At 39.0% G+C, this 22,483-nt stretch carries 19 protein-coding genes; 2 read left to right on the top strand and 17 right to left on the bottom strand.

Annotated elements, in window-relative coordinates; genetic code table 11:
* Positions 1–120 precede the first annotated feature (120 nt).
* Positions 121–1,023, top strand: a complete 903-nt coding sequence (locus Q0Y52_RS10400; protein ID WP_297821266.1) for a hypothetical protein — start codon at positions 121–123, stop codon at positions 1,021–1,023.
* A gap of 20 nt (positions 1,024–1,043) precedes the next feature.
* Complete coding sequence (locus Q0Y52_RS10395; RefSeq protein WP_297821264.1) at positions 1,044–2,507, top strand: glycosyltransferase family 2 protein; 1,464 nt, start codon at positions 1,044–1,046, stop codon at positions 2,505–2,507.
* Between the two features lie 176 nt (positions 2,508–2,683).
* Here Q0Y52_RS10395 and Q0Y52_RS10390 read toward each other — a convergent pair whose 3' ends face one another.
* The 17 genes from Q0Y52_RS10390 to Q0Y52_RS10310 form a co-directional block, all read right to left on the bottom strand.
* A complete protein-coding gene (locus Q0Y52_RS10390; RefSeq protein WP_297821261.1) occupies positions 2,684–2,806 on the bottom strand; it encodes a transposase in 123 nt (40 codons plus the stop codon).
* A gap of 127 nt (positions 2,807–2,933) precedes the next feature.
* Positions 2,934–4,090 (bottom strand): IS3 family transposase gene (locus Q0Y52_RS10385; RefSeq protein WP_297816348.1). Its coding sequence is split into 2 segments (ribosomal slippage): positions 2,934–3,844 and positions 3,844–4,090, totalling 1,158 coding nucleotides; the frame shifts between segments, so codons are not numbered across the junction.
* 444 nt (positions 4,091–4,534) lie between these two features.
* Positions 4,535–5,497, bottom strand: a complete 963-nt coding sequence (locus Q0Y52_RS10380) for a glycosyltransferase family 2 protein (RefSeq protein WP_297821259.1) — start codon at positions 5,495–5,497, stop codon at positions 4,535–4,537.
* Positions 5,498–6,487, bottom strand: a complete 990-nt coding sequence (locus Q0Y52_RS10375) for a glycosyltransferase family 2 protein (RefSeq protein ID WP_297821257.1) — start codon at positions 6,485–6,487, stop codon at positions 5,498–5,500. It abuts the gene before it with no gap.
* 489 nt (positions 6,488–6,976) lie between these two features.
* Entirely contained in the window at positions 6,977–8,191 is a 1,215-nt protein-coding gene (locus tag Q0Y52_RS10370) for a glycosyltransferase (protein WP_297821255.1), read from the bottom strand.
* 420 nt (positions 8,192–8,611) lie between these two features.
* Positions 8,612–9,931 (bottom strand): hypothetical protein, encoded by a 1,320-nt coding sequence (locus tag Q0Y52_RS10365; RefSeq protein ID WP_297821253.1) that lies wholly within the window; start codon positions 9,929–9,931, stop codon positions 8,612–8,614.
* Positions 9,932–10,764: 833 nt separating this feature from the next.
* Positions 10,765–12,081, bottom strand: a complete 1,317-nt coding sequence (locus Q0Y52_RS10360) for a hypothetical protein (RefSeq protein WP_297821251.1) — start codon at positions 12,079–12,081, stop codon at positions 10,765–10,767.
* 229 nt (positions 12,082–12,310) lie between these two features.
* Entirely contained in the window at positions 12,311–13,930 is a 1,620-nt protein-coding gene (locus Q0Y52_RS10355; RefSeq protein ID WP_297821249.1) for a hypothetical protein, read from the bottom strand.
* Between the two features lie 226 nt (positions 13,931–14,156).
* The gene (locus Q0Y52_RS10350) at positions 14,157–15,479 is read right to left on the bottom strand and encodes a hypothetical protein (RefSeq protein WP_297821247.1); all 1,323 of its coding nucleotides are present in this window, start codon (positions 15,477–15,479) and stop codon (positions 14,157–14,159) included.
* 132 nt (positions 15,480–15,611) lie between these two features.
* Positions 15,612–17,678, bottom strand: a complete 2,067-nt coding sequence (locus Q0Y52_RS10345) for a secretin N-terminal domain-containing protein (protein ID WP_297821246.1) — start codon at positions 17,676–17,678, stop codon at positions 15,612–15,614.
* A gap of 18 nt (positions 17,679–17,696) precedes the next feature.
* Positions 17,697–18,275 (bottom strand): hypothetical protein, encoded by a 579-nt coding sequence (locus Q0Y52_RS10340; protein WP_297821244.1) that lies wholly within the window; start codon positions 18,273–18,275, stop codon positions 17,697–17,699.
* A gap of 1 nt (position 18,276) precedes the next feature.
* Positions 18,277–18,840 carry a hypothetical protein gene (locus Q0Y52_RS10335; protein ID WP_297821242.1) on the bottom strand — a complete coding sequence of 188 codons (564 nt, stop codon included), beginning with the start codon at positions 18,838–18,840 and terminating at the stop codon, positions 18,277–18,279.
* On the bottom strand, positions 18,840–19,991 hold the full coding sequence (locus Q0Y52_RS10330) for a hypothetical protein (protein ID WP_297821240.1): 1,152 nt from the start codon (positions 19,989–19,991) through the stop codon (positions 18,840–18,842). Before Q0Y52_RS10330 ends, Q0Y52_RS10335 begins: the two co-directional genes overlap by 1 nt.
* 66 nt (positions 19,992–20,057) lie before the next feature.
* Positions 20,058–20,924 (bottom strand): type II secretion system protein GspK, encoded by an 867-nt coding sequence (locus Q0Y52_RS10325; RefSeq protein ID WP_297821238.1) that lies wholly within the window; start codon positions 20,922–20,924, stop codon positions 20,058–20,060.
* 10 nt (positions 20,925–20,934) lie between these two features.
* On the bottom strand, positions 20,935–21,636 hold the full coding sequence (locus Q0Y52_RS10320) for a prepilin-type N-terminal cleavage/methylation domain-containing protein (protein WP_297821236.1): 702 nt from the start codon (positions 21,634–21,636) through the stop codon (positions 20,935–20,937).
* Positions 21,624–22,055, bottom strand: a complete 432-nt coding sequence (locus Q0Y52_RS10315; protein ID WP_297821234.1) for a type II secretion system protein — start codon at positions 22,053–22,055, stop codon at positions 21,624–21,626. The genes Q0Y52_RS10320 and Q0Y52_RS10315 overlap by 13 nt, the downstream gene beginning before the upstream one ends.
* Positions 22,039–22,482, bottom strand: coding sequence for a Tfp pilus assembly protein FimT/FimU (locus Q0Y52_RS10310; protein WP_297821232.1), 444 nt, complete (start codon positions 22,480–22,482; stop codon positions 22,039–22,041). Before Q0Y52_RS10310 ends, Q0Y52_RS10315 begins: the two co-directional genes overlap by 17 nt.
* Position 22,483 lies beyond the last annotated feature (1 nt).

Here is a 22,483-nt window from a genome sequence, read left to right as displayed (position 1 = left end):
ATTCCATATTTTGACCCAACTATCACACAATTTATTGAGAATTTGCCCATTTATTTAAAGGTATTACCTATTCAACATCATATTCAACCTATTTCTGAGATATTTGATAAAGCAAGGAGTTTGGAACAATTTGATAAAATTTACCCTCTAGAAAGTCTGTCTGCTTTAGAAGATGACTTGTCTATCATGGCGGGTCGTAATGTGCGTTTCAAGCATTCACAAACAGGTGGACCTAGAATTTCACTTGGTAACCTGAACCGGAAACAAATGGAAAATTTGTTAGAGTACTATCGAAAAGATTATGAGTTGTTGAATGAATATTATCCCGTTGAACAAATTTGGCAAGAATGGGAGAGCAGTAATCCTGACATAACAGATAAAAATGGTTGTTATATTTATTCGAACAAGACGTCTGTCAAAACAGCGAAATTAGTTCTTAAATATCTTGTTGAAAATTTTACAATCAATTCCATCACTCATTTTGGCTGTCGTAAGACTGCTTGGCTAATAGCCTGTTCAGACCTTGGTATTTTACGTTGCTTAGGGTTATATGAGCACGAAGACAAATTAGAAGGGGTAAAAATAGAGACCCTGGAACTTCGACCAATTAACTTGACTGAAAACCTCCATGAACATTTTGACTTAGTCATAAGCCTGCAATTAGTAGAAAACTTAAATCCGGCGCATTCAGAACAATGCATTAAATCATTATGTCATAGTTCAAATATTATTCTTTTTGGATCTACATATTTAACAGAAGCGACGAAACCTAATTGTCAGAAACATAGCTATTGGGCAACGTTGTTTGCTGTACACGGTTATGTTGTTTTTGATCTTTTCCGACCAATGCTTCATCGTCATGATGAAAAGGGGGAATCATGGTATAAAGACAACTTATTTTTATACGTAAAACAAGATAGTACTCAGTATCACACGTTAATAGAGCAAGGTTTTAACCCTATGGAAAATATTTCTTTTATGGATAGTCCTCATCCTTTGTCATTTACACAAATAAATTCTTAATAGCCTTAAAGCGAGCTGTGATGAAAGTAAGTATTGTTATTCCAGTATATAATGTAGAAAAATACATATCTGCTTGTATTGATTCTGTTTTATCACAAACATACCAAGACATCGAAATTATAGTCATAGATGATTGTTCTCCTGACAAGAGTATTTCAATCATAGAGGCCTATCAATCTAATAAAATTCATATTTATGCCCACAAGAAGAATAAAGGACTTTCAGCTTCTCGTAATACGGGCGTAACATATTGTACTGGAGACTACATATTGTTTTTGGACTCTGATGATACTTTGAATCCAAAAGCATTGGAGCATTGCCTCTGTATTGTACAAGAGCATGGCTCTGAAGTCGTTTCATTCAACTCTCGTCACATTGATGAAGAGGGGAATACCTGGCCACTTTTGTGGCATAAAAAATTCAACTTTGTAGAATGTTTTAATATATCTATTGTCAATTACCCCAAACTCGTATGGGATGTAGCAGCATGGAATAAGCTCATTTCTCTAAAACTGTATAGAGAAAGCAACTTGATTTTTGATGAAGAACAGCGATGGTTTGAAGACCATTTATTTTCACTACAATTGTATAATAAAGCAAGGAAAGTCAGCATAACTACTGAAGTGCTTCATTACTATTTGAAGCGAACAGATTCAAGCAATCAGTCCATAACACAACAAAAAACTTTTTTAACCTGCGACTATCGAATTCGAATGATCGAGTCCGTTTTGCCCTATTTAGAGTCATCAGATAATCAAAAATTGATCCCCTATTTCTTTGACTTAATCCTTAGTTTTTATCGCTTCCTTATAAAAGATGCCTTTGATACGGCAGAGACACAAACTCAATTTTTTGAACTTGTGTCTCGCTTCAAAAAAATATTAGAGCGCGTCCCTCTAGAAACTATGACTTACCATAGATTATCTCAAGTAGATGTTGCATTGATCATAAAGCATATGAGTGCTGAAGATATTGATTTATTTTACAGAGATCAAATGGTACGGCCTAATATATTAGAAAAACTGTTTTCCTATGATTTTGAAGAAAAAGAATATTTTTTACCTCAATATCTCAAATGGAAAGACGAAAAACAACCTAACCTTAAAAAACTAAAAAGCGCCCCCTCTTTTAAGAAACACACTTTTTACTTATTTATGGTGAAACAATTGTTTACGTTTTTAATTAACTCGCGAAAGTGGCTAAGTATAGCCATCGAAAGGAATAACGACATTTATCTTATTCAAGAATGTGGAGAGTTTGATTTAGAGTATTATACAAAACAGACCAATAAAATATTTGACTCTGAAAAAACTGCAATAATTGACTATGCCTATTTTGGTGAAGGTGTAGGCCTCTGTCCCAATCCATCTTTTTGTCCTAAGAGTTATTTGGACTGTAATACTGATTTATTGGTTTTAGATAAGAATCTATTTGCACATTATTTAAGGCATGGACGTTCTGAGGGTCGTATAGTAAGCGATTAAAAAATTTTAATCGAAAAAAAGCAAAAAATTACAGACCTAAAGTGTCCAATCGTTGGCTAACTTAAAAGTATTTAGATTTCAGGTAGATTCATAGTACTTTCTTTAAAGTATTGCTCTGGTTAAATATACGCGCCCGACAACACGTCACCTAGTGCCTCTTTTTTATGCTTGGCTACCTAGTTGTAAAGTAGTTTGTCTGTCACACCCAAAGATGCAGCAGCTTGTACGATTGGATAGTCTTGCTCTATTACCAGAGCGACCGCTTCTTGTTTAAATTCATCGGGATATTTTTTATTCATAACACTTTTTACCTTACTTCGGTTTCTAAGTAAAAAGTGTCTACAGTTTCAGGGGAAGATCAAATGTTTATTTGTTCGTTTAGTCATATTCACCTCAATTAACAGGATTATAATCCCTTTGTTCTGGTCAAGTCCAACCGGACACTTTTCTAAAGGAGTTTTCAAATTCAATTGGCGATTGATCCAAATTAGCTGAATGTAGTCGCTCAACATTATAATATTTCATGTACCTAGCAACATCTTCTCGCATATGTGTTCGAGTGGGCTGCGGTACTTTAAACAACCAATCATGCTTTAAACTTCCAAAGAAGCGCTCCACAACAGCATTATCCCAGCAAGCTCCAACATCCCCCATACTAGCTCGACAACCTAATCGCGACAGTAGATTTCTAAAGCCTTTACTCGTGTACTGAGAGCCTCTGTCACTGTGAACCACCAAACCTTTTGGTGGTTTGCGTAAGTTATGAGCCTTTATCAGCGCTTGCTCGACCAAATCACGCGTCATGCGTTTTGATATATGCCAGCCCACAATACGGCGTGAGTACAAATCCATGACAATTGCTAGATATAACCAGCCCTCACCAGTCTTTAAATAGGACACATCACCCGCCCAAATTTGATTGGGTCCAACAGGATTGAAATTCATATTTAGCAAGTTGTCAGCCACAGCATCACTGTGTTTGCGCTTGGTTGTCACTTTATAAGCTATTCGCTGAGTCACAACTAATTTAAGCCGTTCCATTAACTTAATGGCGCGATACCGCGTTATTTCAAAGCCTTCTTTGCGTAGTGCTTTAGCAAGCTCTCTGCTGCCTAAACTGTTTCGACTTGCCTTGAATAATGCTTTGGCTCGTCGATACAGTCTTAGCATTTGAGCGCTAATGAGTTCACCAGGTTTTTTTAGCCATGCGTAGTATGCTGACGAACTCACTTCCATCACTTTACAAGCAACTGACACCGGATACTTCGCATCAAGCTCACTTATAAAAGAATATCTTACTTCATTTCTTTCGCGAAGAAGGCACTGGCCTTTTTTAGGATTTCACGCTCCATTTGTAGACGTTTACTATCTTTCCTGAGCTGAATTAACTCTGCCCGTTCATCACCAGATAATGCATCACCTAGTGCCTGTTTCTTATGCTTAGCTACCCAGTTGTAAAGTAGTTTGTCTGTCACACCTAAAGATGCAGCAGCTTGTACGATTGGATAGTCTTGCTCTATTACCAGAGCGACCGCTTCTTGTTTAAATTCTGCGGGATAATGTTTATTTGTTCGTTTAGTCATATTCACCTCAATTAACAGGATTATAATCCTTTATTGAAGTGTCCGGTTAATTCAACCACAACACTTATTGAAGTGTCCGGTTAATTCAACCACAACGCTTGATCGTGGTCGTTGTGAAGGAACTTGAATTGTCGGTCTTAAGCGAGGCGCTGTTTGTCTTTAGCAACAAGAAACAGGAAAAACTTAGCACCCTGAAAATAGATTGAATTCCTACTGTTGCCTCGTGAAGTATTATGATTAAAGATAATGACAAAATCTAATCAAAGTGAACCACTCATGGTTTGCCTCAACTAAATAAGATATAAATTAAACAGTTTCAGCCTAGAAGATGATTAATGTAAACACAAAACCTGACCACGTTAACTATTTAATGGCTGTTAAACGCCGAATTACTTCACATAATCCAGAAACTCTTTGCGTATTACTGCTGACTGTTATGTAATATCAAGGTGTGTCGGCTCTTTTTAACCAAGTAAAAAAATCATAGTATGCCTTTATCACCTTGATGATTAAACTTGGCTTACCAATCAATAACAATTGTAACGATTTTGCAAAAAATCTAAATGGCACTATTAACAAAAGCTTAGTTCGGTAATAGAGCCAAGTGAACTTCAATGCGCTAAGTGTAGAATTATAAACTGCTACTGCCGAAATATTGCCCTGCCCTGCACCCGTGCTAAGGCCCCCTAAATGAATAACTCGAGCATTTTCACACCAGCCTAAAATAGCCTCGTCACCGAGTTGTTGGGCAATATCTAATTCTTCAAAATATAAAAAAAACGTTTCATTTAACCAAGTGTGTTTTTTACATGCATTATGTTTTTTCACACCATATAAAAAACTTAATGTTGCAGCAGGAAAAAACATCGAGGCACCTACAATATAATCAAATCTTGGCACTGGCTCTAAAAAAAGTTTTTCAATTTTTTGACCAAAGCCATATTGTTTAAATGTACTCAACCAGGGTGAATAAAAGCACCCCCCCGCACATTGAACTGATTGCCCGTCTGCCTCCAGAAGGGTACTCCCCCACATTGAGACTTCTGGTGCTTCTAGCGCAGTGGCTAAATGTGCCTTGATCGCCCCTTCGTCTACCACAACATCATTGTTTAACAACCAGACAAAATCGAAATTATTATTCTCCATAATTTCAGCCAACGCTTTATTATGCCCAGCGGCAAAACCCAGATTTTTAGGCAGCGAGATTAAGTGAACATTTCCCAAACTACTTAATGTGTTTTCCAAAAAGCGGTTACAATAATCCGATGAAAAATTATCAACTACCCATATTTCCAGAAGGCAATCGTCGTCAGCAAAGGCATGCGCTGCCAGCAAACTATTGATGCACGCCATAGTTTTCTCGGCATGAATATAGTTAACAATGCTAACCGCTAATTGTCTGCTCATTTATTTTTGTCTTGGCAATAAAATCAAGCGGAAAAATAACACCATACTCAACAGCCAATGAGTTCGCCAAATCGGCATATTAATAGCGGTTTTTAATCTTTGGAAAATGGACATAGTGCCAAGCTGAGAATATGAGTAGATTTCGTCAAGCTTTTGCTTAGAAAGAATATTTTTCCGTTTCAAGTGAAAATATAACTGTGCAGACTGCTGCATAGTGCGTGAAAATTCGAGATCACCTTTGCGCCATCCAATAAACCAATTATTAAAGGGGTTTAGGCCATGCCAAAAAGACTTTGCACCAATAACGTTCTGGCTGTGTTGACGATAATGAACAAGTGTTTCATCTAAAAACCTAATGCGCCCCATGTAGCTTGCCACCAAAGCGAGCCACCAATCATGCATGATGACATCAAATGGTATCGGACTGGCTATATCAAGCAATGCTTTGTTACACATCAATGTACAACCGGTCACTTCATTTCTTGATAGCAATCTTGCCGGCATGCTTTCATCAGATGGACGTAACCTATTCATTGCTATAAATGAGCGATTAATCGTTTTAAAGTCTCGGTCAATAACTTCAAGATCGCTATGCACCAATGCGGGCAACCTATTTAATCCGCTGTCATTTTCAATTTCAATTAATAACTTTAACGACTTAGATAACTTGTCAGCTATCCAAATATCATCTTGATCACAGAAACAATAATAATCAGCTTCACACTTATTATGATGCGATACTATTCTAGAAAAATTATTTAACGCAGACCCACTTGGCTCTTCAAAATTATCTAACACTCGTATTCTCAGATCCCTCGTTTGCCATTTCTTTAAAAGCAGTAAAGTGCTATCTGTAGACACATCATCTCTAATCAATAACAGCCAATTCTGGTATGTCTGGTTTATTATGCTTTCAATTTGCTCATTAATAAACATCTCACCGTTGAATGTCGCCAGAAAAATCATCACGTTCGGATTATTATCGTTCACTTTAAACACTCATCTAATCTAAGCAACAATGTGCTGGTTAACTTAACACTGCCCAGTGTCTTATGTGGTATTTAACATTTAATCAGTCCCATGGTGATTCATTTAAAAAGTGACTGAATTCAAACCTGGAAGCCTAGTTAAGGAAAATCTCCCCCAAAGCCACTCAACAATCTCGCTGATAAAGTTTTTATTACTGAAGAATAACCTATCATAACACTTGTAATTAAATAACCTTAAAAACCGTCATCATCTGTAAGCTTCACTATAAAATACAGCCCCTTATAGAGTAAATTAGTTACAGGATGTTGACATTTAATAATCCTTAGTCAAGTAATATTGACTATGGATTTCTGATATTTCAAATATCGATTTTCCAATTCATATTTCATGTCAACTAAATTGGACATAAATAAAACAATCACGGTTTAAAAAGGGAAGTTATGCAAAATACGAGTCCCCGCCACATGACCCCATTCAACCACATCCATACTAGACAGCCGGTTCAATTTTATCACCAATATAAACACTACTAATTTTCAGAGAAGCCGTTTCCATAGAAAAAATTTCATTAAACCTAAGACAAGCAGCCCCTCCAAATAGCTGTAAATGGTCAAGATTTTGCTGCGCCCATAATAATTGTTTACGCAGGCTCTCAACGGAATTAGCCTTTACCACTAAGCCTGTCTCCCGTTCTTTAACTACAAACGACATCCCTGAGCCTTCAACATCACTAACTAAGGCAGGCTTAGCCATTGCCGCCGCTTCTAGTATAACGACTCCAAAAGCTTCAGTGCGCTCGATTGACGGAAGGCACAGCATGTTGGCATGGTTTAATAACCGGTATTTTTCGGCTTCTGATACCCCTCCGTGAAAATGTATGCACCGCTCAAGTCCCTTATCCTTTGCCATTGCTTGTAATTGGTTTTTTAATTCTCCTTCCCCAACCACATCTAAAATAATATTTTTACCCAGTAACGTTAATTGCTTTATTGCTTCAAACAATAAAGCGTGACCTTTATAATAAGTTAACCGCCCAATACAAATCAGTCTTAGGGTGTTGTCATCATGACCTTTGGAAATACTCGGTTTTTGTGTGCCCTCGGGGATACTAATACCCAGTGGAATAACGAAGCATTTATTTTGATATGAGGTAAGGGGTTTGCTTGATTCAAGATAATTGGGCGATGTACAAATTACTGCGTCTGCTTTTTTTAACAGCCATCTTTCAAATATGCAATATATTGGATAAAGCAACTTAACTTTTAGGTCAGGAATTGTGCCCAATACGTCTGAATGCCAATGGACCACCCACTTTTGGTTTTTTTTAGTAAAGAGCGATAATACCAGAAGCCAGTAAGCCGACGAGTTAGGCATGTGAATATGCACAATATCAGGACGCTCATGTTTCAGTGCTTTTAACAGCACCATCGGAAATGCTGGAGCAATAGGAGCATAGGCGAACTGACCGTAGGTATTTACACAATAAAGCTTACACCCATGCCAGACATGCTCAACTTTAGTGAATTGCTTTTTTTTGCAATGAATAACGCCAGAAACAATCAAGCCCAACTTTTGCTGTTCAAGCATCAGCTGAGACATAAAGGTTTCTATGCCACCAAAATTTGGTGGAAAGTACTTCCCTATATGCAGTATTCGAAGATTGACTGTTTGTTCAATCAGCATTGTTGGGGTTAACGTTTGCAAAATAAAGATCCTGACCTCATTACGCAAAAAATAAAGTAGCCAAAAAAACTTTGTCTCAGACTACTTTGCAACTGTAAATCGAGTGCACCAACATGAACAGCCAAATTGTTAACAATCGAGCCGCGATCATCTAAGTAAAAGGGCACTGACAATGATGGGTAATAAACGCAGCTAATACCAACTGCCATTAACATACAGAACAACACCGTAGCCCTGCTCTGGCTTTGAACTAGCTTTTCTATCACGAGAGCCCTTAAAAACACTATTTTAATTTAGGCATAGCATACAATGAAAACGGGGGTTTGTTATGTTTTTGATATTTTATACTAAGGTAAGATTTTGGTAACCCTTACAAACTTGTTATCAACAGATATAAAAAAAAGCGACATAAGTCGCCTTTTTATAAATTATTAAAATTATTTAGTCGAAGTACATGTCACTTCTTTTTTTGTATTGATCAGTGATCACGAATCCACGATCTGAGCCAATGTTATAGGCTGCTTGCACTGTGATATCTCCATCAGGTGCATTAACTGTAACATCGATTGACAATTTTCCCTTTTCGAAACCTTCAGCAGCTAAGGCGTCTTTAACTTGAGCCGTGATCTTAGTGACCGAGCTTGCTCCTGCCGTAGCAACCATTCCTAAATCATACTCAGTGCCATCTTCATCATAGGCAGTCACATAAACACCGCCATCAAAATCACCCGAGTTAGTCACATATAATATCTGCGAAATACCCGGAGCGAAAGGCATGTAAGGAATATTAACCACATTGCCATTTAGAGTCCATTCACCAGCTGTAACGTCTTCGCCTGCAGAGAATGTATCTTCACCTTCCTCATCCGCTCCAGCATCAAAGTAATCGGCAGATACGCTAAATGCCTGAGCGATTAAAGGTGTGATGGAAGGAGAATCAACGTCTATACGAATGGTATCAGTGGTTACAGCACCTTCATAATCAACGGTCAATAAACCGTCATCATAATTCGCATTTCCATTCAAAGATACGAATGACAAGTCTTCACCATCCTCAATAGTTTGAATCTCAATTTCAACATAAGTGTTAGTAAATTCTGCAGGATCTTCTAAAGAAGTGTCATTCTCAATCTCGAATGTCATACTGTCTTCACCCGAGAATTCGAACTGAGTGCGACCAGAATCAACATCAATTACCTCGTCAAATTTGTCAGTAACATCGATAGCTGATATTTGACTTGCAGTCGACGTAAGCACACCCGTATTACTACCCTCGGAACCCTCGTCAAACGCTGCATCGCTTCCGGCCTTGATGCTTGAATACGTCACTGACACATCATCTGCAAGAATTGAGGAAACGTTTAGCAAAGCTGCACCAAAATCCACCTCAGTTTCTGTAGTGTCGTAGTTGTCAGTAACAGCAGTAACACGAAAAGTCACGGAGTCATCAGTCTGGCTTAACAGACTAAAAGTAATCGAATCACCTTCAACATCACCTTCTGCTATTATATATCCATCGGCGTCAAAGCTTGACAGAGAGCCTGCGGGTGAGAAAGTAATGGTTATCTCATCAGATGCAATATAATTAGCGCCCAACTCGTAAACTAACGATTCAATTGTTTTTTCAGCATCTGGTGCCAAAGTTTTTAAACCTTCTGTTGAATATTCTAACGTATCATTTAGAACATCACCCGCAACCGCGTAATTGCTTAAACCAGCTATAGCTGCGGCCAGTATGGTCTTTTTAAATATTTGTTTCATTTTTTGTCTTACTCCAAGTCTTGAAATATGGGTTAGGCCGTTCTACTTAACCCTTTGTTTATGAACGTTCATAATATTTCACCATTGTATGGTTACTGACCTTATACTACTAGCATCAATACCAAATTAAAAGTCAAATAATAGGACCTCTATTTAATTAATGATCAGCACCCAAACCTGACGTCCACGTCATTTGTCCCATGGATAAACTATTTTTTACTGAAACTTTAAAGGCGGAAAATGCGTTGACGGGGCCACCTAATCGGATATCATTAGAGCATAAAAACATCGTAGCCAAAAACAAAAAAACGAGCCTAAGTTCGTTTCTTCAAATAATTAGAAAGTTAGAAACCCTTTCAAAAACACGTTCCCTTTTTACTAAATTATTGCCACCTCAGCAAAGCCGTCAAGCTGCGAGCCCATGAACATATGATTAATATGTAATTGAGGCGAGTAGCGACAGCAATGCAGCTGAGGTTTCAAGGATCGCTACTCAATATCAGAAATAACGGGCGAACTGAGAGTCGATGGAAAGTAAAAAAAAGTAAGGACTGAACCGCAATTCCCGACAATTAGCTTGATCGCAGTACTGTACGATTAAAGATTTAAAATAACGAAATCAGTTGTTTAAAATTATCATTGGCTGTTGAGTTTGTATCATGGGTGGCTTGTTAATTTGGTCACCCCGACCAAAGCTTTTTTACAGGCATTTTTGTGATACAGCACGGTGATATAGGCCGTCTGTCTAACATGTTATTAACACTTACAAACTTGTTATCAACAGATATAAAAAAGGCGACATAAGTCGCCTTTTTATAAATTATTTAAATAATTTATAAAGGGCCGTCGTACATGTCACTTTTTTTGTATTGATCAGTGATCACGAATCCACGATCTGAGCCAATGTTATAGGCTGCTTGCACTGTGATATCTCCATCAGGTGCATTAACTGTAACATCGATTGACAATTTGCCCTTTTCGAAACCTTCAGCAGCTAAAGCGTCTTTAACTTGAGCCGTGATCTTAGTGACCGAGTTTGCTCCTGCCGTAGCAACCATTCCTAAATCATACTCTGTGCCATCTTCATCATGGGCAGTCACATAAACACCGCCATCAAAATCACCCGAGTTAGTCACATATAATATCTGTGAAATACCCGGAGCGAAAGGCATGTAAGGAATATTAACCTCATTGCCATTTAGAGTCCATTCGCCAGCTGGAACGTCTATGCCTGCAGAGAATGTATCTTCACCTTCCTCATCCGCTCCAGCATCAAAGTAATCGGCAGATACGCTAAATGCCTGAGCGACTAAAGGTGTGTTGGAAGGAAAATCAACGTCTATACGAATGGTATCAGTGGTTACAGCACCTTCATAATCAACGGTCAATACACCGTCATCATAATCCGCCTCTCCATTCGTAGATACGAATGACAAGTCTTCATCACTAGTTTGAATCTCAATTTCAACATAAGTGTTAGTAAATTCTGCAGGATCTTCTAAAGAAGTGTCATTCTCAATCACGAATGTCATACTGTCTTCACCCGAGAATTCGAACTGAGTGCGACCAGAATCAACATCAATTACCTCGTCAAATTTGTCAGTAACAGTGATAGCTGATATTTGACTTGCAGTCGACGTAAGCACACCCGTATTACTACCCTCGGAACCCTCGTCAAACGCTGCATCGCTTCCGGCCTTGATGCTTGAATACGTCACTGACACATCATCTGCAAGAATTGAGGAAACGTTTAGCAAAGCTGCACCAAAATCCACCTCAGTTTCTGTAGTGTCGTAGTTGTCAGTAACAGCAGTAACACGAAAAGTCACGGAGTCATCAGTCTGGCTTAACAGACTAAAAGTAATCGAATCACCTTCAACATCACCTTCTGCTATTATATATCCATCGGCGTCAAAGCTTGACAGAGAGCCTGCGGGTGAGAAAGTAATGGTTATCTCATCAGATGCAATATAATTAGCGCCCAACTCGTAAACTAACGATTCAATTGTTTTTTCAGCATCTGGTGCCAAAGTTTTTAAACCTTCTGTTGAATATTCTAACGTATCATTTAGAACATCACCCGCAACCGCGTAATTGCTTAAACCAGCTATAGCTGCGGCCAGTATGGTCTTTTTAAATATTTGTTTCATTTTTTGTCTTACTCCAAGTCTTGAAATATGGATTAGGCCGTTCTGCCTAGTCCTTTGTTTATGGACGTTCATTATATTTCACCATTATATGGCTACCTAATTTACATACCATATTACTGATATCTATAGTAACCATACCAATTTTTAATGCCCGTGTCTCGCTCTTCCTCATCGTTAACGAATGCGAATACTTTCGGGTATTTGTTGCTGTTCCAGTCAATAATCAGCATCAGCGACCTTGCTCCTCAAGCTTTTTGAGACATAAACCAAGATTAATTCTGGCCTCAGTATTATTGGGATCCAAATTCAAAGCGTTGGTGTAAAAACCTTTAGCAAAATCATAAAATCCCCTGCGCATATAACCAAAAGCAATCTTGCCTAATAGAGCACTGCGGGCATGGCGTTGTTTTATGTACTTAAGACCCAGCGTTGCCACGACCGAAGCTTTTTTATATTCATTTTTGTGATATAGCACCGTGATATAGGCTGTTAATCCACTGGCAGTGATCTTATTTTTTTCTAAATTAATATCAACACTTTTCTTTAAATATGGTGCTGCCTCGTCATAACGGCCTAACTTCATTAACTCCGTACCAAGTGAGGCATTCGCCCTAGCGTGTTTTGGTGCTAAAGCCACTTCATTAGCAAAAAATTCCAGTGGTTTTTGCCATAATGTATTACGCATACCGGTAGCAAAGGAAAAGATCACTATGACCAATGCCACTGTGCATACCATGAGCGAATGTACCGTTTTGTTTGTTTTTTTTCGCTGCCAGAAAAATTGCAACAATCCTGCAGTTGCTAATAATAAACCAATATTACCAATATAGGTTCGATGTTCGAAAGACAGATCTGTGATGGGAATAATAAATGATTCAACCAAATGACTGGTATAAAAAAAGACCACACCTACAAATAAAAGGGGTATCACTTTTCTTAATTTGTACACTATACTGCACGCCGCTACATGGGCAAGTAACGCCAAGCCAACCAGAGGTGTTAGATTTTTCTGCAGTTCGGTATCAATATTTAGCTGCAAAGAAAACGGATAAATAAAACGCCATATATAATCCCACAAAACCAATTGCTGGGTATAAAAATAGGCTACTCGGGAGGGGCCATTAGCATCGCGTGTATATTCATCTAACGTCAGCAAAAAATCATGTATAAAAGGCGCAGCTAACATCAAGGCAATACCCATTCCTAGGGTACTCTTTAACAAAATACGACGAGTCCTATCAGAGCAGGTAAACAGTTCCCAACAATATAAAAATACCAATACACTGAAAAAATTTTGCTTGGCATGTAACCCTCCAATTATAGAGGCTAACAGCAATAAACCGTAAGCTAGGGCTTTATATTTGGACAAGTGTTGTCTCACTTGGATATAACTGATGATACTCAGTAGATAAAACAAGGTAACAATCAAAGCGAGGCGTTGTACTACGTAGGTGACCGGTTGAGAGTTCAAGGGATGTAATGCCCAAACCATTGTCACCGCCATTGCTAATAAAAGCTGTAGGCTGCGACAGTGCGCTTGTTCAGTTGGATTAAAATAGCGGATTAACTGCAATACCATAACAAACACCAATAGACTATTGATGATGTGGAAACCAATATTGACATAATGATAACCCGACGGCTCTAAGCCACCGAGCTGATAATTGGCCCAAAAAGTAAAATAACCAATAAGGCGCCGCTCCAAGCCGCTTTGCAATAATAAATCGAGTGATCCAGCATGAACAGCCAAATTGTTAACAATCGAGCCGCGATCATCTAAGTAAAAGGGCACTGACAATGATGGGTAATAAACGCAGCCAATACCTACTGCCATTAAGATACAGAACAACACCGTAGCCCTGCTCTGGCTTTGAACTAGCTTTTCTATCACGAGAGCCCTTAAAAACACTATTTTAATTTAGGCATAGCATACAATGAAAACGGGGGTTTGTTATGTTTTTGATATTTTATACTAAGGTAAGATTTTGGAAATCCTTACAAACTTGTTATCAACAGATATAAAAAAAGGCGACATAAGTCGCCTTTTTATAAATTATTAAAATAATTTAGTGCGGTTAGGGCATCATTTCGTACGTGTCACTTTTTTTGTATTGATCAGTGATCACGAATCCACGATCTGAGCCAATGTTATAGGCTGCTTGCACTGTGATATCTCCATCAGGTGCATTAACTGTAACATCGATTGACAATTTTCCCTTTTCGAAACCTTCAGCAGCTAAGGCGTCTTTAACTTGAGCCGTGATCTTAGTGACCGAGCTTGCTCCTGCCGTAGCAACCATTCCTAAATCATACTCAGTGCCATCTTCATCATAGGCAGTCACATAAACACCGCCATCAAAATCACCCGAGTTAGTCACATATAATATCTGCGAAATACCCGGAGCGAAAGGCATGTAAGGAATATTAACCACATTGCCATTTAGAGTCCATTCACCAGCTGGAACGTCTTCGCCTGCAGAGAATGTATCTTCACCTTCCTCATCTGCTTCACCATCAAAGTACTCGGCAGATACGCTAAATGCCTGAGCGACTAAAGATGTGTGGGAACCAGGATTAACGTCTACCGTAATGGTATCAGTGGTTACAGCACCTGAATAATCAACGTACAATACACCGTCATCATAATCCGCCTCTCCATTCAAAGATAAGAATGACAAGTCTTCACCATCCTCAATAGTTTGAATCTCAATTTCAACATAAGTGTTAGTAAAAGCGGCAGAGTCTTCTAAAGAAGTGTCATTCTCAATCTCGAATGTCATACTGTCTTCACCCGAGAATTCGAACTGAGTGCGACCAGAATCAACATCAATTACCTCGTCAAATTTGTCAGTAACAGTGATAGCTGATATTTGACTTGCAGTCGACGTAAGCACACCCGTATTACTACCCTCGAAACCCTCGTCAAACGCTGCATCGCTTCCGGCCTTGATGCTTGAATACGTCACTGACACATCATCTGCAAGAATTGAGGAAACATTTAGCAAAGCTGCACCAAAATCCACCTCAGTATCTGTAGTGTCGTAGTTGTCAGTAACAGCAGTAACACGAAAAGTCACGGAGTCATCAGTCTGGCTTAACAGACTAAAAGTAATCGAATCACCTTCAACATCACCTTCTGCTATTATATATCCATCGGCGTCAAAGCTTGACAGAGAGCCTGCGGGTGAGAAAGTAATGGTTATCTCATCAGATGCAATATAATTAGCGCCCAACTCGTAAGCTAACGATTCAATTGTTTTTTCAGCATCTGGTGCCAAAGTTTTTAAACCTTCTGTTGAATATTTTATCGTATCATTTATAACTTCACCCGCAACCGCGTAATTGCTTAAACCAGCTATAGCTGCGGCCAGTATGGTCTTTTTAAATATTTGTTTCATTTTTTGTCTTACTCCAAGTCTTGAAATATGGGTTAGGCCGTTCTACCTAATCCTTTGTTTATGAACGTTCATAATAACTTTGATTTTACAGCTAAAAGCATGTACGCACAAAATTATTCCCTAATATTGAATTTAAAACTCAACATTTTCAAGCCCTTTTCTAAATTTATTTTTAATTTTATCCCATTGATGGCCCCCATTGATTATTTTTGGGGTCACCAGAATAACTAATTCGGTCTTATCTCGGTTTTCAGTTGCACTTTTAAACAAGTTTCCGAAAATTGGAATATCACCCAAAAATGGCACTTTTGCGTCGCCATTGGATTTATTTTCAGATATCAATCCAGCCATGATAATAGTTTGCCCACTGTTTGCCACTACTTCGGTAGTTACCTGACGATTCAACAAAGTTGAATCACCGGATGACGGTAACTCATTAGAGATATCTAAAGTTATCTCCATAATAACAATCCCTTGGCTGTTAATAGTGGGTGTCACCGTCAACATCAAACCAATTTGTCGGCGTTCTATGGTGCTGGTCGTTCTTTCGTTAATAGTGTCACCGATAGGGATAGACGTTTGCGATGTCACCAAGGCTATTTCATTACCCACAGTAATGCTTGCCGCTACACCATCCCTTACTAATAAGGTGGGACTGGAGAGTATATTAACTAAGGAATTAGTTTTTATTAAATTCGCGGTAATACTGGTATTGCCGCTGCCACTAACCCAGCCTGCCGCCAAACCACCTATACCGGTGGTATCAAATGCGCCAGTGGTACCTAACCCGAAGGAACCGCTACCCAAAGTGTCGTTGGTCAGCGCAAACTCAACGCCGTGTTTAAATTCATCCGACAAAGTAACTTCAGCAATCGTCGCCTCAAGGATGACCTGTCTAGGCAAAGTATCCATTCGTTTTATCAATGGCTGCAATGCCTGATAATGCATTCCGTTGGTGTAAAATATTAAAGTATTAGTTCGTTCATCAATTACCATTGTTAAGTCCTCATTCCCCGCAGAGGCGACAGATGTCGCTTTGCTGGTTCTCATCGCAGAACGAGTATCTCGACTATTATTTCCTTTAGATTCTGGCGTAACGGGTACATTGCTTCCAAACAGTGGGCTCAGACTTTCGCCTAAATCTCTGGCTCGAGCATTTTGGGGTTCATACATAAAATACTGTTTACTATCACCTTTTGAAGGTTGGTCTAATTGTTGATGCCAGAACTGGATCCTTGATAAAAATGCTTCATTGTTGGCAAATACAGCCACTAATCCAATTTGGTCAAGGGGCACCAAAACCACATTTTTTTGCTTTGTCTCATCCACTCCTATAGGAATACCTTCAGCCTCCATAAGGCTCGATACTTGTTTTGAAAATTCTTCTGTGGAGATGTAAGTCAGCCGTAATAAAGCGATGTATTTTCCCTGATTTGATGGCATATCAAGGATTCGAGCCAATTCCATCACTTTTTTGACTTTACTGCGAGTACCTTGTAAGAATATTGCATTTTTATCCATATCTACCGTAATCGCCACATTACTCAGGGCCCGCAAAGTGCGTTCAATGCCAATATTAATACCAAAATTCATCGGCACAATTTGTAAGACTTTACCCTGAGTCAACGGTAAATCAGCATCAGTTCGTCCCACTCCAATACTTACATCTCCCTCAGATTGAGTTTCCATTGGGAATAAATAATAAATACTGTCTTTTACGGTTACTCCAATTTGCTCGCGCAGTAGAATGTCAGTTGCGGCCAAAAACGCTTCTTTTTTAGAGATCGGATTCTGAAAATTCAGGGTAACCGGAGACGCTAAATTGGTAAGTGTTTTGTCCACTACATAGTTAACCCCTAAGATATCCCTAAACACATGGTGAATAAATTCACTCAATTTCATCGCATCCACAGAAAAACGTACTTGGTCTACGGCTGAAAAAGTGATGGCCACCCGCTTAACTTCCTTATCTGCGTTAAACAGCTCAGCCATCGATTTCAAACGGGTAAACTGCGCCTTAGCATCTTGTTCACTAGTCTTTGATGCCTCTCCACTTTTTTCTTGTTCGACCATCATTTGATTAGTTTCTTCAAATAATGCAGGGTTTACTTTATATTTATCTAGACTATTAGATGAAGTACAACTCGCCAAACTCGCCAAACACAATATTACTGCACCTTTACGCATGAAATTAATCATCACTTCCCCTTAACTTATTCACTCTACTGCTCGCTTGAACAACTGTAATTTGACGACGACGTCTTGTTTTTTTAATACCACATGGTACATGCCTATTTCTGTCAGCACATAATCAGTGACGCTTCCTCCACTGACTTTATCTATCCCTTTACCTTTGGCAAATGTAATATAACGTTTGACCTGACTATTAATGTTCTGAATCTCCACCGATGCAAAATCTTTCCCATCATGGAACACTCCTTTAAGCGCCAATAAATCATCACCTAACAAATATTGAGAGGGATCACCCAAAATGGCAGCAGTCACCACTTGACGTTGGTCCAGTGCCTCGGGCTTGGGTTCCACCACAGGAGGAGGTAGCTGTATCGGCTCTGGCAATAATGTTACCGCTTTTATATCTGACCAGCTAAGCAAGGCTTTAACTGCCGCCTCGTCTAGCATTATGTGATTGAGTTCCACCGGCTTTGAACCTTGGTCGACCATTTCGTTTTGCTGCATATTTGAAACACTGGTCAGTGTCAGGCGGTTAGTAAAGTCCATTAGGCCCAGTAAAACTAAAAATACACTAAACAATACTACTGCTTTTTTTAATGCCATCTTATTGTTTTCCGTTTAGCCAATAATAGGTTTCTACGGTTAGCGTGCTAGCCACTAAGCCCATTGAAGTGGCCGACTGATTACTAACCCTATTACTAAAATTCAATATTTTAAACGCTTTTTCACTGGTGCCAAGCCTTGCTTGTAATAATGCAAAGTTTTTAAGTTTTCCGGTAAAATCAACATTAAAACGTGCCTTATAAAAGCCAGGAAACACTTCTTCATCAGTTGAATCACGCCAAAAAAATCGAGTCACTTTCAAGTCAAATTCACCCAGTAAAATATCAATCATCACTTTAGTTTCAATATGAAAATCTTCTGTGGCCTCAAAGCTAGAATAAGCCTGCACCTGAGATTCATATTTTTGGCTCAATTTGCTAAATTGATTTATTAATTCAGATTCTGAATTAAGAAGCCACTGCGCTTTTGTATTTCTTTGCTCGTATTGTTCAATATTTGCTAACAACTCACTTTGCCATGCCATTATGGGTAATAGGGCTAACTTGATGAACAACAAAATCACGACCACTGGTAACATCACTGTAACTTTCAGAAGATTAGTCATTATTTCGCCCCCCTTATTTTAAAGACAATATTAAAATGGTCTTTTCCATCAACTGTGCGTGTAGCCGTATTTAGTTTTGGAGTCTCGACCAAGTCATCACGGTTAAGGAAAGCTAATACTTCTGTGTCTTTACTGGCGATCCCAGCTAATAATACCCGTCCATCGGGTAAATAACTCAGTCTTGTTATCATCACCTCTCGCTGCATCAAAGGCGATAACAAGCGCCATATAACTGAAGGTGCTCCCGGTATTGTCGATACTTCAGACAACTGTTGCTGTTGCAATTCGATTTTGGTGAGTTGCTTTTTTATCATAAAAACTGAGTCAGTTTTACCACTGAGGGTTTGTGAGGTATCGACTGCTGACGATAAGCGTAATTTCAAATAGATTGAGGTGAGTGAAAAATAAGTCATAAATAACACTGCAGACACTACACCACAGTATTTTGCATAGCTGCGCCAATCAACAGTTTGCAGTTGACGTAAGCCGGTTTTTAATCCTAGTAAATGGCGCACCAGTATAGGAGTCAGTTGCTCTGTTAAAGTGCTTAGATAATCATGTTCAGTCACCTCACGTTGGCAGATGTCTGTGGCCAAGCCTGCAGAGGCCATAAACATCTCATTACTCACGATAAGACCCTTTTTTGCTGAACTGAGGTATTTTTTCTGGCTATCATAAAACCAAAAAACTTGCTCGTCACGGGACAAAACAACTAGTTGCTTAGGTCTTGATGACAGCAGTAACAGGCTTTCCGGGATAACAAGTAATGGCTTGATGCCAAAGCGGGTAAAGGTATCTTTAGCACAAGACCAAGTAACCACCTTACGCTCACCGTCAATATAATCTCCCATCTTGTAAAGCATGATTTCAGCATCGTTGGCAGTGCTCTCCAGCGCTAAAATCTTTCTTAATTCTTGCCAACTTTGCACCGGAAAAGTTCGGTTCTCTTCACGATAATGTTCTTTGCCTAGTATCAAAATATCAACTGATGCACGAACAAACTCGTGCTTTTCGGTATAAGCAACTTGTTGACTTGTCCTGTCATAGTACAACCCACGAAGTTCACTTGTCAGTATCCCGGTACGTTTTAAAGCTAAACGAGTGATTTCGTCGATCACCCTTGTTTGTATTGATTTGTTAACCGGTTCCATACATTTTCTACTGTTGTTGTCGTTATCATAAATGAGTATCAATTCGTAAGCACAAGCTTACCCTGATTAGCGCTGCTTAGGTATATTACTCAAGCTTTCTACCGGAAATATGTCATAAGGAAATATCCCATACTCGAAAATTTTACCCACATAAGAATTTTCTACCTGAGCAGTGAGGGTTATTCTATATCCCGGCCCAATAAAATACATAATAGATTCATCAGACTCTAAGCCACTCAAATCTCGCACCTCTTTGCGATTAAAGTTTATTGTTTGTTGCAAGGCTATGACTTCGGAGGCCTTGTTGCTGTCTTGGGTATATATCGCTAATACTGGTTCCGGGGCTGTCATCGGATTAAAAAAAGGGGTTGGCTGAAAGGTAGTATTAGCAATGAGTGCCTGCTCTGCTTCCACGCTCATACCGTTAATATAAACTAGCTCTGTAAAAGTTTGTATTCTAGCATTTCTCACCGTAATACCCGCTGGGTAGTCGTTTTGCTCCGCACCATTGGCGCGGCGAACAGAGTCACTGTCTATCCAGTCCATAACGCTGTTTGCAATTGTTGTCGCTTGTTTGTTTTCAAGGTATTGCTGCAACAATCGTTCTAACATAGTGGCTTCGGTCATAGTGATAAAACTAAATAAACCATTGAGATCTTGTAACTGCACCTTGGTATGCTCGTTAATCGAAAATGCTTGCCCGTAAAAGTTCCAACCTTGTTCGCGCAACTGCATACTGTCTTTGGTTAACAAACCAAACAAAACGCGGTTTTTACCGCTGTATTGAGCCATATATGCTAGAGATTTAGCCTGTAATGCAGCGGCTCTGGCGACCTGACTTTTGGCCACTGATAAGAAAAATATCGTCAGTAATAAAATAATCGATGTGATGATTATTACCTGAATCAATGCGACACCACGTTGTTTTCTCATTAGCAAAACATCACCTCATGTCGTCCTGATAAAATTTAATTAATTTTCGGTGCCCTTCGGCCAATTGATAAGCTATGACCTCATCACCAATGTGTAATTTCATCGCCAGCGGCTGTACCCCACTGTCCGCGGCATCATAAGTATTTAGCCAACTTGGCAAAATATCAGGATAATCTTCGCGCATGAACTTATGTTGCCATTGCTTCCAGCCATAATAGCTGAACCTCAATGGCTCTGAACTAGATAACAACACCAACCGATATTTAAAGTTTAATGGCTGATCTAAGCGGAGCAATATTTTATCTGACAAAGGTGCCTCCTCATAAACCAGCTGGTATCTTGTGCCTGCTTTTTCAATAAATAACCTCACAACCGAGGCATCGTTTTGGGTAACGCCAAATATCGGCGCAGCAGTGACAAAAGTGACCCCTTGGTCGCGGCCAAGGAAATAAAAAGTGTATTCTTCTTGAACTTTTTCGACCATATATGGGATTGCCGAATCAATGGTATCTTTAACCTGCAACAAACCTTGGAACTGAAATAAGGTGCGATCAAATTGCCCTAATCGTCCAGCCCAATAACCGGAGTATTGTGAATAACTATAATTAGCCGTAAACATCAAACTCATCAAAATAACCATAGCAATTAATACTTCTATCAAAGTATAACCACTAAATTGTTTATGTTTAAGCCTCTCTTTTACCTGTGCCAAGTAATTTCCTCATATTGCCAACGTCGTTGATAAAGGCCTTCTCTAATAATCACATTCACTTGCCACAAATTAAACCGGTCACGCGTATCATCTTCAATTTCGACACTCAATCGTTTAGGTGGACCCAACCTTTCGAGTAATGTAGCCTCCCACTGATAATTTAAGTCGAAAAAACTACCACTGTCACCTTGATCAGAAATTTGTTTCGCAGCGACAATTTTATTACGAATGTTCTCAGTGAGCAGTGGTAGAAGCCCTGCAATTTTGGCGGCTCTTTCAGCCTTTCTAGAGGCAGTGGCCGATTGATTAAAGGCTTGGGAGGCAATCGCTAAAAACAAAAATAGAATCACACTGGCAATGAGGACTTCAATCAGGGTAAAGCCTTTTATTGATTTTATTTGACTAGTTGTGTTGCGCATCAATCACATCCCGATTCACACCGAGCATGTCCGTCATGCTAAGGGTTTGTTGTTTTTTACCAACAATAATCATCAAATTATTAACAGATGGAAAACCATTAGAATTGATATAAAAAGATAACCTTGGCAGAGTAATATACTCATAGGTATAAGCCTTTTCGCCTATGGAAGATTTTATGGTCATGTTTTTTTCCGCCAATACCACTTGATACCCAAAGCCTCGAGCATAGGCCTGAGTGGTCATTATTTTCAAAGTGTTTCTCAATTCAAGATATTCAATCTTAGCCCTAGATTTATTTAACTCTTTTAAGCTTAATGGTCCGATTAAACCTGCTCCCAGTGTCATAATCAACACCACAATCATTAATTCGATTAAGGTAAATCCAGAAGGTTTACATTTTATTGAAGCCATTTGCGTTTTTTTCACT

The sequence above is a fragment of the uncultured Paraglaciecola sp. genome (assembly GCF_943787955.1).
Lineage (GTDB): Bacteria > Pseudomonadota > Gammaproteobacteria > Enterobacterales > Alteromonadaceae > Paraglaciecola.
Note: the sequence above shows the minus strand (reverse complement) of the source record. Positions and strands in the feature narration are given on the sequence as shown.